Below are 12,937 nucleotides of genomic sequence, written 5' to 3'. Positions count from 1 at the left end.
AGGCTCCTGAGTATTTTTTCTGCTGACTGTAGGGTACGGTGCCGGGGCAGACCACCACCAATCCGCGGGAAAAACCGCAGACCAGTGCCGCCCCGGCGCCACCTGTGTCCAGCCGTCAGCACACAGCCAAGGCTTGCGGTGCGGCCAAGGTCAGGCGGCTATCGGCAGGTTTCAGGCTTTTCATGCGTCAACCCTCCACAGAAGCGGCGCGAGCGTCGCGCTGGGCAGCTGGCGCGCCGGCACCACGGGTAAAACGGACCGAGAACTGGCGCAGTAGCACGTAGAACAGCGGCGTGAGGAACAGGCCGAACAGGGTCACCCCGATCATCCCGGTGAACACGGCAATACCCATGGCATGACGCATCTCGGCGCCGGCACCGGTGGCCAGGATCAACGGCACCACGCCGGCGATGAAGGCGATCGAAGTCATCAGGATTGGCCGCAGGCGCAAGCGCGCGGCCTCGATTGCAGCCTGTCGGATCGAACGGCCCTGATGCTCAAGCTCATGGGCGAACTCGACAATGAGAATGGCGTTCTTGCACGCCAGCCCCACCAGCACCACAAAGCTGATCTGGGTGAACAGGTTGTTGTCGCCGCCGGTCATCCATACCCCCGCAATCGCCGAGAGGATGCCCATCGGCACAATCAGCAGCACAGCGATCGGCAACGTCAGGCTTTCGTACTGCGCAGCGAGGACGAAGAACACCAGCAGCATCGCCAGCGGCAGGATGATGACCAAGGTGTTGCCGGCAATCTTGTCCTGGTAGGTAATCTCGGTCCATTCGTAGCCGATACCGCGCGGCAGGGTCTGCGCGGCGATGCGCTCCACCGCCTGCAAGGCCTGACCGCTGCTGTAGCCGGCAGCTGGCGCACCGCTGACATCGGCCGAGGGGAAGCCGTTGTAGCGCATCGCCTGGTCGGGGCCATAGCGCTGCTCGATCTTCAGCACCGAAGCCAACGGCACCATCTGGCCCTTGTCGTTGCGAGTCTTGAGCAGGGCGATATCTTCGGCATGGGCACGGAATTGCGCATCTGCCTGGACCTTGACCTGGAAGGTACGGCCGAAGGCGTTGAAGTCGTTCACGTACAACGAGCCCAGGTAGACCTGCAGCGCTTCGAACACCGACGGGATCGACAGGCCCAACTGCTGGGCACGGGTACGGTCGACATCGGCGTACAGCTGCGGCACGTTCATCTGAAAACTGGAGAACATGCCCGCCAGCTCCGGCGCCTTGCGGGCCTCGGCCATGAACGCCTGCAAAGCGTCGTTGACCGCTGCGTTGCCCAAGGCCGCGCGGTCCTGCAGCTGCAGCTTGAAGCCGCCCACGCTACCCAGGCCCGATACCGGTGGCGGTGGGAACACCGCTGTGTAGGCACCCTTGATATCGGCGAACTTGGCATTGAGCTGCGCGGCGATGGCGTTGCCTGTCATGTCCGCGCCCTTGCGTTCGGCGAAGTCTTTGAGCACGAAGAATGCCACCCCCGAGTTCGGGCTGCTGACGAAACCGTTGATCGACCAGCCCGCATAGCCGGTCACCGCCTCCACTCCCGGCTGGGCCAGGGCGGTGGCGGTCATCTCGCGCAGCACCGCTTCGGTACGGTCCAGCGACGACGCGTCGGGCAGTTGCACGAAGCCCACCAGGTATTGCTTGTCCTGGGGCGGCACGAAGCCGGCCGGTACACGGTTGAACAGCAGCACCGCAGCCATCGCCAGCAGGCCGTATACCAGCAGCGCAGCGGTCTTGCGCTTGAGTATGCGCGAAACCCCAACGCCGTAGCGGTCAGAAGCGCGGCCGAAGAGGCGGTTGAAACGCACGAAGAACCCGCCGAACAGCTTGTCGAAAGCCCGTTGGAAGGCGTCCTTGGGTGCGTCGTGGCCCTTCAGCAATAGCGCCGCCAGCGCTGGCGACAGGGTCAGTGAGTTGAACGCCGAGATCACCGTGGAAATCGCGATGGTCAGGGCGAACTGCTTGAAGAACTGGCCCGACAGGCCACTGACGAAGGCCAGCGGCACGAATACCGCACACAGCGTGAGGGCGATCGCCACGATCGGCCCCGACACCTCGCGCATGGCCTGGTAGGTGGCTTCACGGGCGCTCAGCCCGAGGCCGATGTTGCGCTCGACGTTCTCCACCACCACGATCGCGTCGTCCACCACCACGCCGATCGCCAACACCAAACCGAACAGGCTCAGCGCGTTGATCGAGAAGCCCATCGCCAGCATCACCGCAAAGGTGCCCACCACCGAAACCGGCACGGCCAGCAGCGGGATGATCGAGGCGCGCCAGGTCTGCAGGAACACGATCACTACCACGACCACCAGCAGGATGGCCTCGAACAGAGTGTGGATCACCGCATCGATGGACGAACGCACGAACTCGGTCGGGTCGTACACCACCTGGTAGTCGACACCCTCGGGCATGGCCTGCTTGAGCTCGGCCATGCGCTGACGAACATCCTTGGAAATCTGCAAGGCGTTGGAGCCGGGCAGCTGATAGATCAGGATCGCAGTGGCCTGCTTGTTGTTGACCAGCGTGCGCAGCGCATACTCGCCCGCTGCCAGCTCCACCCGAGCGACATCGCGCAGGCGAGTGACCAAGCCATCGGCAGACGTGCGCACGATCACATCGCGGAACTCCTCCTCGGTCTTCAGGCGCCCCTTGGCATTGACCGAGATCTGGTAGTCCACGCCGGGCACTGATGGCGAGGCACCAATCACGCCGGCCGCGGCATCGACATTCTGCTCGCGCAGCGCCTGGACCACGTCGCCCGGCGACAGGTTGCGCGCAGCCAGCTTGCGCGGATCAAGCCAGATGCGCATGGCGTAATCGCCCGAGCCTGCCACCTGGACCTGGCCCATGCCGTTGATGCGAGCCAACTGGTCCTTGATGTTGAGCACTGCGTAGTTGCGCAGGTACTGCATGTCGTAGCGCTCGTTGGGCGAGCGCATGTGCACCACCATGGTCAGGTCCGGCGAGCTCTTGATGGTGGTAACGCCCAGGCGCTGCACCGGTTCGGGCAGGCGTGGCAAAGCCTGGTTCACGCGGTTCTGCACCATTTGCTGGGCCAGGTCGGGGTTGGTACCCAGGCGGAAGGTCACGGTCAGGGTCAACTGGCCGTCCGGCGTGGCCTGGGAGTTCATGTAGAGCATGCCCTCCACGCCGTTGACCTGCTCCTCGATGGGGGTGGCCACGGTTTCGGCAATGGTCTGCGGGTGCGCGCCAGGGTACTGTGCCCTGACCACCACCGACGGCGGCGCCACATCCGGGTACTCGGACACCGGCAGGTTGAAGATGGCAATCAGCCCGGCGAGAAAGATGGTCGCCGACAGCACGCCGGCAAAAATTGGACGGTCGATGAAGAAGCGGGAAATGTTCATGAACTTGTTCCTCGTGACGCGTCAGGACCGACCAGGCCGGGCCGGATCTTGAACGGCAACGGAGGCCTGGACGGGGTGCGGATCGACGCGGTCGTTGGGGTGGATTTTCTGCAGGCCCTGCACCACGATCCGCTCCCCGTTGGCCAGCCCGGCGCGTACTACACGCCAGCCGTCGACCACCGGGCCCAGTTGCACTTCGCGGTACTCCACGCGGTTGTCTGCCGACACCACGAACACGTATTTCCTGGCCTGGTCGGTGCCGACGGCCTGGTCATTGATCAGCAGCGCAGCGCGGGGAGCGCCGTCGCCGATGCGCACGCGGGCATACATGCCGGGCGTCAGCACACCGCTGGCGTTATCGAACACCGCACGCACGCGCAAGGTGCCCGAGTGCTGGTCGAGTTGGTTGTCCAGCGACTTGATGCGGCCGCTGTAGGGGTAGTCGGCCTCGCTGGCCAGGCCCATCAGCACCGGCAGCTCGGCGACCCCGGTGCTGCCTCGGGCGCCATTGCGCGCGTAACGGATGAAACTGGCCTCGTCGAGTTCGAAGTTCACATACACCGGCGAAACCGAGACGATACGGGTAAGCACGGGGGCCGTGGGGCCTGCGCCGACCAGGTTGCCGACTGTAAGTTCGGCGCGCGAAACCCGGCCCGCCACTGGCGCGATGACAGTGGTGTACTGCAGGTTCAACTGCGCCGCCTGTACGTCCGCCTGGGCTGCAGCCAGTGCCGCCTGCGCTTCAAGCTGCTCATTGACATGCTGGTCGTGCTCGCGCTGGGAGATCGCCCGGACCAGGATCAGCTTGCTCGCCCGCTCCAACTCGGTGCGCGCCAGGGACAGCCGCGCCACGGCGCTTTCCCGGGTGGCTTGGGCCTTGGCCAAGGCCGCCTGGTAGGGCCGCGGGTCGATGGTGAAGAGCGCGGCGCCCTTGGCGACCATCTGGCCCTCCTGGAAATGCACCGCGTCAATGGTGCCGGTGACCCGTGGCCGGATCTCGACGCTCTCGACGGCTTCGACGCGTCCGGAAAAGTCGTTCCATTCGATGATCGGTTTTTCGATAACGCTGGCGACATCGACCGGGGTCGTCACGGGCGTCGCCGGGGTCGCCGAGGTCGGGGGCGCCGCCGTCGGCGCCGGGCCAGCGAAGTAGTAGCCGGCGACGCCCAAGACAAGGAGCGTGCCGAGCCCAAGTGCTCGCCTGCCAATGTTTCTGGTCAGCGCTGAAGTATTCATCTTGGTTCTCGTCAAAGGGGCTGTTAGTGTGTTCCGGCCGCCACCTTATGAGCTTGTCAGGCTGTCAGGAACAGCCAATCACTGGTTAAAGCGATATACCAAACGGGTGATTCGCCCATGAATCTTGGTCATATGGTTTTTTCCGTAATTGGATATTCAGCAACCCCCTTCCGGTTTTTAACCTGTTGCCATGGCACACACTTTCCGTGTCCCTTTCAAAACAGGTGAACCCATGAAGAAGTTAATGACCGGCCTCGCCCTGATAGGTGCGATGATGAGCAGTGTCGCCTTCGCCGAAGGTGGCAGTGATCGCTTGGTGGAACGCATGCAAGCACGCGCCCAGGCGCAAGCCCAGGCCAAGGAATTGGCGCAGGAAAAGGCCCGCAAGGAAACCCGCGACACCGCCAAGTCCGAGGGCGGCAGCCAGTCCCGGGGCAGCTGAACTGCTCCTGTCGATGACACGCATAGCCCTTCGCGGGCAGTCGCAGCAGCTCGGTGCGCTGCGATCTGCCCGCGAAGGGCTGCCTGCGTCACAGGGCTTTGACCGATAAAAAAAGGCTCGCCACTGGGGCGAGCCTAAAATCAGACATTGCACTACGCGGCGCACGACACACCGGTTGACTGCAATCCAAGGGAGATGCGCGCGATACCGTCGAACGATAATGTTCAGTTAATCATTCAACACTAAGGTACCGAGCACCAGGCAACTGAATCGTGCAACGCGTGCCTCACTCGCTGCACTTCTCAATCACCCGCGACCACTGTATTGAACAGCCCGATAGCTGTCCAAGACCAATCCAGTCTTTTCTCGCAAGACCAATCGCCGCCCGCAGCAATTGCAAAGTGCAGGGGCAGCCAACACGTTCAGCGCCTTGAACTTGCCAGTTTTGCCCTTGGGCCTTGCCATATGCCACGGCGCGCATTTCTACCTTCCATAAAGAGCCTTGCACAATGGAACTTCATGTTGTCATCAATGGCCGCAAGGACCTCGCCGGCCAGTTGTACAAGCAACTGCGTGGCGCGATCGAGAGCGGTCGTTTGACAGCCGGCACCCAGCTACCACCCTCGCGACTGCTCGCAGAACAACTCGGCATTTCGCGTAAAACGATCTCCGATATCTATGCGCAGCTGACCTACGAAAACATCCTCATCGGCCGTGTCGGCAAGGGTACCTTCGTCAACGCCCGGCCCGTGGCGCAAGCCCGTCGCGCGACGGCCCCGGAGCTGGCCTGCGCCGAGCAGCTCGAGCATTGGCGCAACCTGCCGGCACCGATACCGACGCCGATCCGGGAGGGCACGCTGCGTTTCGAGTTCGTTGGCGGCGCGACCAGCAAGGGCTTGTTCCCCCAGGACGAGTGGCGCCGCTGCGTCCAGCACGCCATGCGCCAGATGCAACGCGACGGTGGGCTCTACTGCCATCCGGCAGGCTTGCCGGCGCTGCGCAGCGCCATAGCCCAGCACATATCGTTCTCACGCGGAGTGGTCTGCAAGGATGATGACGTGGTGGTGTGCAACGGCGCGCAGCAGGCGCTGGACCTGATCGCCAGGGTCGTCCTGCAGCCAGGCAGCATCGTCGCAGTGGAAGACCCCGGTTACCCACCGGCCAGGCTGCTGTTCGCCTCCCAGGGTGCAACCGTCGTCGGTATTCCGGTCGACGACGAGGGCATCAGAGTCGACCTCATTCCTGACCAGACACGGCTGATCTACGTCACCCCGGCGCACCAGTTCCCTCTTGGCATGCCCATGAGCAGCGCACGACGGCAGGCCTTGCTGGCGCGGGCCAGGGCGCTGGGCGCGGTGATCGTCGAGGACGACTACGACAGCGAGTTCCGCTACGAGGGACGTCCCACCGACTGCCTGCAGAGCATGGACGACAGCGGACTGGTGGCGTTCGTCGGCACCTTCTCCAAGACCACCTTCCCCGACCTGCGCCTGGGCTATGCAATTCTCCCGGAAGCGATCCTTTCGGCAGTGATCAAGGCCAAGCAGGTCACCGACTGGAACACGGCATCCCTGGGCCAGTGGGCGCTGGCCAAGTTCATCGCCGATGGCGAGCTGCTCAAGCATATTCGCCGCTGCCACGCGATCTATACCAGCCGTCGCGCACGCCTGCTTTACCGCCTGGGCAGTGACCTAGCCCCCTGGCTGCAGGCCGTCCCCAGCACGGCAGGGTCCCATGTCGGCGCATTGTTCAAGGTGCCCGTCGATACCCGCCTGCTCACCGAGCTTGCGCGCAAGGTCGAGGTCGGCATCTACCCGATCGACGACTACTACTACCAGGCGCCTGTGCGCCCGGGCCTGCTGCTGGGCTTCGGCACGATCGAAACGCTGGACATCGACCCGGCCCTGGACCGTGTGCTGGATATCCTGCGGCAGATCGCCTGAGTTGACCGCATGCAGGCCGGACATTGGTCTTGTGGTTTTCCCTTGCATTGGCTGTCGCCTGCCAGTCGCAGCGCCCTTAGCCTGAGCGCATGCCCTGCGCTACCTGACAAAAGCGCTCGCCAAACGAGGACCAAACCATGAGCAGCGTGAACCCAATCCATCGCCCCTTCACTACGGGCATTCGTTTCCTGGCCAGCCTGCTTGCCGCTGCTGCTCTTTCGGGCTGCGCTCACAACCCGGACATCGGCGCCAGCCACGACCAGGTGAGCGGGCAGACGGCGCGCAGCGAAGCGGCCTTCGTCGGCTGCCTGCAAAGCAACCTTGCCCCGGGCACGCAGGTATTCACCTCGGAAACCGACAGCGGCAGCCGTTTGCTGTTCGGCGCCGCCGACCCCGCCAGGGCCTCGGCAATGCTGGTGTTGTCGAAGACGGGCAGCTACACGGCCTACCAACGCGATGCCTGGTACGACAAGGGCCGCTTCCTCGGATTGGCGAGCGATTGCGCCAGGCTGCCCGGCTGAACCCCATCGACGGATTCGGCCTTCGTAGCGGTGCTCGCGGGTGAACCCCCACAGGTTGGGCTGCCAAATCAATAGTTCAGGGGGACCCCGCAGCGGCCTGGCCGCCGCCGCGGGGCGTGGCTCATTGCCCGGAGTGGTCGATCTTGATGGTTGGATCGCCACCACTGACCAGCGAACTGACCGTGGTGTTCGACCAGTTCACACCTTCGAGCTTGATCGACACGTCAGCGCTGCTGGTGTCACCGCCGGGTGTGAACTTGCCCTGGGTGCTGACCTGCAAGGTCGACTCGCCATCGACCGTGGTGATCTTCAGGTAGCTGTCGATGGCCGACAGCGATTCGCCCTGCAGCAGGGCACTCAGGTCCAGGCGGTCGCCTTCTTCAGCATTGAAGTTCCTGACCACGTCATGGCCGGTATCACCTGCCGTCCACACGAAGGACTCGGCGATGCCGCTGCTGCCGGTGACGGTGCTGTCCCCTGCCCCCACGAACACGATGTGGTCCTCGCTGCCAAGCAGGGACGTGGAGGCGCTGTCCGATGTGTCGCTCGCCATCAGCGACATCGTGCTCATCGACGTCGACGAGGCTGCATCACCATGGGATGTCACCACGAACGAGCTGCTTGCCGAATCACCATCGTGGTCGGTGCCGATGACATGGACCGTGAAGTTCAGGTCGCTGGCAGGTTTCTCCTCTACATAGGTCAGTTTGGTGAAGGTGGTGTCAAGCGTACTCTTGCTCGGTGCAGCCAGGGTAATCGTATCGAAGGCGTGCCCGGCAAGGCCCGTGAAGTCACTGGCCAGAATCTTTATGGACTCGGAGCCAGAGGTGATGGTGTAAGTCTTCGTTGCTTCATGCACAACACCATTGGCGTCCTTGTAGGAGGCGATGATATTGACGTCACCGCTGACCTGAAGCCGCGCAATGCCTAGCGTGACCTCTTTCATCGAGACGGCGTGCTGCTGGGCATCGGTGAACGCCACGGAGAACTTTTCGTTGGCAGAGAAGTGGTTGTTACCCACCCCCAGCCCATTGCCGACGTTGATCGTCGGCTTCCCTGTAGCACTGGCCAAGGCTTCGAAGGTGGCCGTTATGCCACTGTTGAAAGTGACGGGCAGGGTTGAGGTATTCCCGGATTTCAAACTTTCCAGGTTGAACGTATCTCGGCTACCTTCGCGCACGGCGTTCTGGGTGACGGTGTAGTGCCCATCCGCTCCCAAGGCAAGCGTGAACACCTTCGTGGTACCGTCGAAGATTTCCACCGTGGTGCCGCTTGCATCCGTTGCCTTGCTGCTCCAGCCCGAAGGCAGGCCAACGATGGTGCCGAACTTCAGCGTGCCCACGCCATCGCCGCCCGCCAGGAAGTGCGTGTCGCCAACCGCCGTGTACCCGACAGTGTTCCACATGCCGGCATTGTCACTGGTGGCGAAGGTCGGGCTGTCGTCTTCGACGCTGATCGTCAGCGTGCCAGTCGATGAGGTGCTGCCGTCGGAAACGCTGACACCAACGTTGAGGGACAGTACATCCTCGGCCGCCTGGTTCGGATGGTCGAGCGGCCCCTTCAGCTCCACGGTGTAGTTGCCAGCGTTGTCGATCCTGATTTCGATCACGTCCTTGCCACCGGCCGTGCCGGTCAGGGTCTTGCCGCCATTGGACAACGCCCATTGCACACTCTGGCCAGAGGACGTCAGCGCTGTCGATGGTGCTGCCAGGCTGACCGAGAGGTTGGCCGACGGCGTATCGATATCGCTGACCGTCAGCTTGCCAGCGTACAACTTGCTGTCGCTTTGGTCGGCTGGTGAACCGACGGTATCTTTGTTCCCGCCGATCAGCCCCTCCTCGGACACCAGCGCGGCCCCCGAAGTGATGGTTGGCGTGGCATTGGTCATGCCCACCGCAACGCTGGCGCCCGGGACCAGGTTCTCGAACACCTTGCTACCCGTGCCATTCTGGGTGATCTGGTCGATGCCCACGGACACGCTGCCACCACCCACGAAGACACCGTCGGGAATGGCACCTTTCACCGTGCCGGTGGTGCTGCCCGCCGCCACCATGATGGTCAGGCCATTGTCCAGCTTGATGGTCAGGCCGCCATGGTTGCTTGCGCTCATGCCAGCCGGCGCTTCCAGATTGACCGTGTAGGTCACCTCCTGGCCCTTGGCTGCCGGGTTGGGCGAAGCGCTCAGCACGACCGTCACGGTGTTGATGGTATCGGTGACCGTGAGGGTCGTGGTCGCGCTGGTGTTCAGGTTTTCGAAGTTGTGGGTGCCTGCATTTGTCACGCTGATGGTCTGGGTTTCGCCGTCACGGAATACGTCATCGCTCTGCGCCACGAACGGCGCGGTGGTCGCGGTGGTGGCGTCCTTGGCGAAGGTCAGGGTCTGGCCGTTGCTCAGGGTGACGGTGAACGCTTGGCCTGCCGGGTGGCTCAGGGTGCCAGTGATGGTCGTGGTATGGCCTTCCTGCACGGCGTTGCAGGTGAGAGTCAGCGTCACTTCATCGCCGCCATTCGGCGTACCCGGGGCGCCAGGATTGCCTGGGGTGCCCGGCTCGTCGGTGATCTGCAGGGTGACCGGATCGCCTTTGACCAAGTTCTCAAAGACCTGTTTGCCCGTGCCTTGCTCGGTGATTCCGTTGATGCCGATGCTTGGGGCACTGCTGCCGACATAGACGTTGTCCGCCAGAACACCCGACTGCGAACCACTGATCTGCCCGGCTGCGATGTGGACCACCTTACCGTTGCTCAGCTCGATATCCAGGCCGCCGTGCTGGGTCAAATCGGCACCGGCCGGACCGGTCAGGGTGATGGTGTAGGTCACCGCCTGCCCTTCCACGGCCGGGTTCGGCGAAATGCTCAGCTCGGCCTTCACGGTGTCGACGGTGTCGCTCACGGTGACGGTCGTGGTGGCACTGGTGTTCAGGTTCTCGAAGTTATGGCTGCCGGCATCGATCACGCTGACAGTCTGGGTTTCACCGTCACGGTACACGTCATCGCTCTGCGCCACGAACGGTGCAGTGGTCGCGGTGGTGGCGTCCTTGGCGAAGGTCAGGGTCTGGCCGTTGCTCAGGGTGACGGTGAACGCCTGGCCTGCCGGGTGGCTCAGGGTACCGGTGATGGTCGTGGTGTTGCCTTCCTGCACGGCATTGCCGGTGAGGGTCAGCGTCACTTCATCGCCGCCATTCGGCGTGCCCGGGGTGCCAGGGTTGCCTGGCGTGCCCGGCTCGTCGGTGATCTGCAGGGTCACCGGGTCGCCTTTGACCAGGTTTTCAAAGACCTGTTTGCCGGTGCCTTGCTCGGTGATTCCGTTGATGGCGATGCTTGGGGCACTGCTGCCGACATAGACGTTGTCCGCCAAAACACCCGACTGCGAGCCGCTGATCTGCCCGGCGGCGATGTGAACCACCTTACCGTTGCTCAGCGCGATATCGAGACCACCGTGCTGGGTCAAATCGGCACCGGCCGGGCCACTCAGGGTGATGGTGTAGGTCACCGCCTGACCTTCCACCGCCGGGTTCGGCGAGATGCTCAGCTCGGCCTTCACGGTGTCGACGGTATCGCTCACGGTGACGGTCGTGGTCGCGCTGGTGTTCAGGTTTTCGAAGTTGTGGCTACCGGCATCGATCACGCTGACGGTTTGGGTTTCGCCGTCACGGAACACGTCATCGCTCTGCGCCACGAACGGTGCGGTGGTCGCGGTGGTCGCGTCCTTGGCGAAGGTCAGGGTCTGGCCGTTGCTCAAGGTGACGATGAAGGCCTGGCCCGCTGGGTGGCTCAGGGTGCCGGTGATGGTTGTGGTGTTGCCTTCCTGCACGGTATTACCGGTGAGGGTCAGCGTCACTTCATCGCCGCCATTCGGCGTGCCCGGGGTGCCAGGGTTACCTGGCGTGCCCGGCTCGTCGGTGATCTGCAGGGTGACCGGATCGCCTTTGACCAGGTTTTCAAAGACCTGTTTGCCTGTGCCTTGCTCGGTGATTCCGTTGATGGCGATGCTTGGGGCACTGCTGCCGACATAGACGTTGTCCGCCAGGTTAGCGGTTTGCGACGCGCTGACCTGGCCCGCAGGGATGTTGATCACCTCGCCGTTGCTCAGGGTGATGGACAGACCACCGTGCTGACTCAGGTCGGCACCGGCCGGGCCACTCAGGGTGATGGTGTAAGTCACCGCCTGCCCTTCCACGGCCGGGTTCGGCGAGATACTCAGCTCGGCCTTCACAGTGTCGACGGTGTCGCTCACGGTGACGGTCGTGGTCGCGCTGGTGTTCAGGTTTTCGAAATTGTGGCTACCGGCATCGATCACGCTGACGGTCTGGGTTTCGCCGTCACGGAACACGTCATCGCTCTGCGCCACGAACGGTGCGGTGGTCGCGGTGGTCGCGTCCTTGGCGAAGATCAGGGTCTGGCCGTTGCTCAAGGTGACGGTGAAGGCCTGGCCCGCTGGGTGGCTCAGGGTGCCGGTGATGGTCGTGGTATTGCCTTCCTGCACGGCATTGCCGGTGAGGGTCAGCGTCACTTCATCGCCGCCATTCGGCGTGCCTGGAGTGCCAGGGTTGCCCGGGGTACCCGGTTCGTCGGTGATCTGCAGGGTCACCGGATCGCCTTTGACCAGGTTTTCAAAGACCTGTTTGCCGGTGCCTTGCTCGGTGATCCCGTTGATGGCGATGCTTGGAGCACTGCTGCCGACATAAACGTCGTTCGCCAGGTTAGCGGTTTGCGAAGCGCTGATCTGGCCCGCAGGGATGTTGATCACCTCGCCGTTGCTCAGCGCGATGGACAGGCCACCGTGCTGACTCAGGTCGGCACCGGCCGGGCCGGTCAAGGTGATGGTGTAGGTCACCGCCTGACCTTCCACGGCCGGGTTCGGCGAGATGCTCAGCTCGGCCTTCACGGTGTCGACGGTGTCGCTCACCGTAACGATGGTGGTCGCGCTGGTGTTCAGGTTCTCGAAGTTGTGGCTACCGGCATCGATCACGCTGACGGTCTGGGTTTCGCCATCCTTGAACACGTCATCGCTCTGCGCCACGAACGGATTGGTGGTCGCGGTAAGCGCGCCCTCGGCAAAGGTCAGGGTCTGGCCGTTGCTCAGGGTGACGGTGAAGGCCTGGCCTGCCGGGTGGCTCAGGGTGCCGGTGATGGTCGTGGTGTTGCCTTCCTGCACGGCATTGCCGGTGAGGGTCAGCGTCACTTCATCGCCGCCATTCGGTGTGCCCGGGGTGCCAGGGTTACCTGGAGTGCCCGGCTCGTCGGTGATCTGCAGGGTTACCGGGTCGCCTTTGACCAGGTTCTCAAAGACCTGCTTGCCTGTACCTTGCTCGGTGATCCCGGAGATAGCAATGCTCGAAGCACTGCTGCCCACATAGACGTCGTCCGCCAGAACACCCGACTGCGAGCCACTGATCTGCCCAGCTGCGATGTGCAC

Annotated in this window: 7 protein-coding genes; 3 read left to right on the top strand and 4 right to left on the bottom strand. The window is 63.3% G+C overall.

Going from position 1 to position 12,937, the window contains the following annotated elements:
- Window positions 1-187: 187 nt before the first annotated feature.
- Window positions 188-3,379 (bottom strand): efflux RND transporter permease subunit, encoded by a 3,192-nt coding sequence (locus ACGLHT_RS20340; protein ID WP_274120679.1) that lies wholly within the window; start codon window positions 3,377-3,379, stop codon window positions 188-190.
- A gap of 21 nt (window positions 3,380-3,400) precedes the next feature.
- Window positions 3,401-4,615, bottom strand: a complete 1,215-nt coding sequence (locus ACGLHT_RS20335) for an efflux RND transporter periplasmic adaptor subunit (RefSeq protein WP_137164354.1) — start codon at window positions 4,613-4,615, stop codon at window positions 3,401-3,403.
- Between the two features lie 232 nt (window positions 4,616-4,847).
- Here ACGLHT_RS20335 and ACGLHT_RS20330 point away from each other — a divergent pair, with 232 nt between their 5' ends.
- On the top strand, window positions 4,848-5,057 hold the full coding sequence (locus ACGLHT_RS20330; protein ID WP_025339715.1) for a co-regulatory protein PtrA N-terminal domain-containing protein: 210 nt from the start codon (window positions 4,848-4,850) through the stop codon (window positions 5,055-5,057).
- Between the two features lie 286 nt (window positions 5,058-5,343).
- Here the strand turns inward: ACGLHT_RS20330 and ACGLHT_RS20325 are convergent, their stop codons facing one another.
- A complete protein-coding gene (locus tag ACGLHT_RS20325) occupies window positions 5,344-5,538 on the bottom strand; it encodes a hypothetical protein (RefSeq protein WP_137164356.1) in 195 nt (64 codons plus the stop codon).
- A 28-nt stretch (window positions 5,539-5,566) separates the two neighbouring features.
- On the opposite strand from ACGLHT_RS20325, the gene ACGLHT_RS20320 reads away from it, so the two are divergent.
- Both ACGLHT_RS20320 and ACGLHT_RS20315 read left to right on the top strand, forming a co-directional pair.
- Entirely contained in the window at window positions 5,567-7,000 is a 1,434-nt protein-coding gene (locus ACGLHT_RS20320; protein ID WP_025339716.1) for a PLP-dependent aminotransferase family protein, read from the top strand.
- 137 nt (window positions 7,001-7,137) lie between these two features.
- The gene (locus ACGLHT_RS20315; RefSeq protein ID WP_025339717.1) at window positions 7,138-7,521 is read left to right on the top strand and encodes a hypothetical protein; all 384 of its coding nucleotides are present in this window, start codon (window positions 7,138-7,140) and stop codon (window positions 7,519-7,521) included.
- A 121-nt stretch (window positions 7,522-7,642) separates the two neighbouring features.
- Here the strand turns inward: ACGLHT_RS20315 and ACGLHT_RS20310 are convergent.
- Window positions 7,643-12,937 (bottom strand): immunoglobulin-like domain-containing protein (locus tag ACGLHT_RS20310; RefSeq protein WP_394520155.1); only part of this gene is annotated, 5,295 nt, incomplete at its 5' end.

It is taken from the genome of Pseudomonas sp. PsB (assembly GCF_043658375.1).
GTDB lineage: Bacteria > Pseudomonadota > Gammaproteobacteria > Pseudomonadales > Pseudomonadaceae > Aquipseudomonas > Aquipseudomonas putida_Z.
The sequence above is the reverse complement of the archived record's forward strand: the minus strand, read 5'-3'. Positions and strand labels throughout refer to the sequence as shown.

Bases quoted from the DNA above. Each gene is read 5' to 3' on its own strand.
- ACGLHT_RS20320 (WP_025339716.1), top strand. From the start codon at position 5,567: ATGGAACTTCATGTTGTCATCAATGGCCGCAAGGACCTCGCCGGCCAG.
- ACGLHT_RS20335 (WP_137164354.1), bottom strand. From the start codon at position 4,615: ATGAATACTTCAGCGCTGACCAGAAACATTGGCAGGCGAGCACTTGGG.
- ACGLHT_RS20325 (WP_137164356.1), bottom strand. From the start codon at position 5,538: ATGCGCGCCGTGGCATATGGCAAGGCCCAAGGGCAAAACTGGCAAGTT.
- ACGLHT_RS20340 (WP_274120679.1), bottom strand. From the start codon at position 3,379: ATGAACATTTCCCGCTTCTTCATCGACCGTCCAATTTTTGCCGGCGTG.
- ACGLHT_RS20315 (WP_025339717.1), top strand. From the start codon at position 7,138: ATGAGCAGCGTGAACCCAATCCATCGCCCCTTCACTACGGGCATTCGT.
- ACGLHT_RS20330 (WP_025339715.1), top strand. From the start codon at position 4,848: ATGAAGAAGTTAATGACCGGCCTCGCCCTGATAGGTGCGATGATGAGC.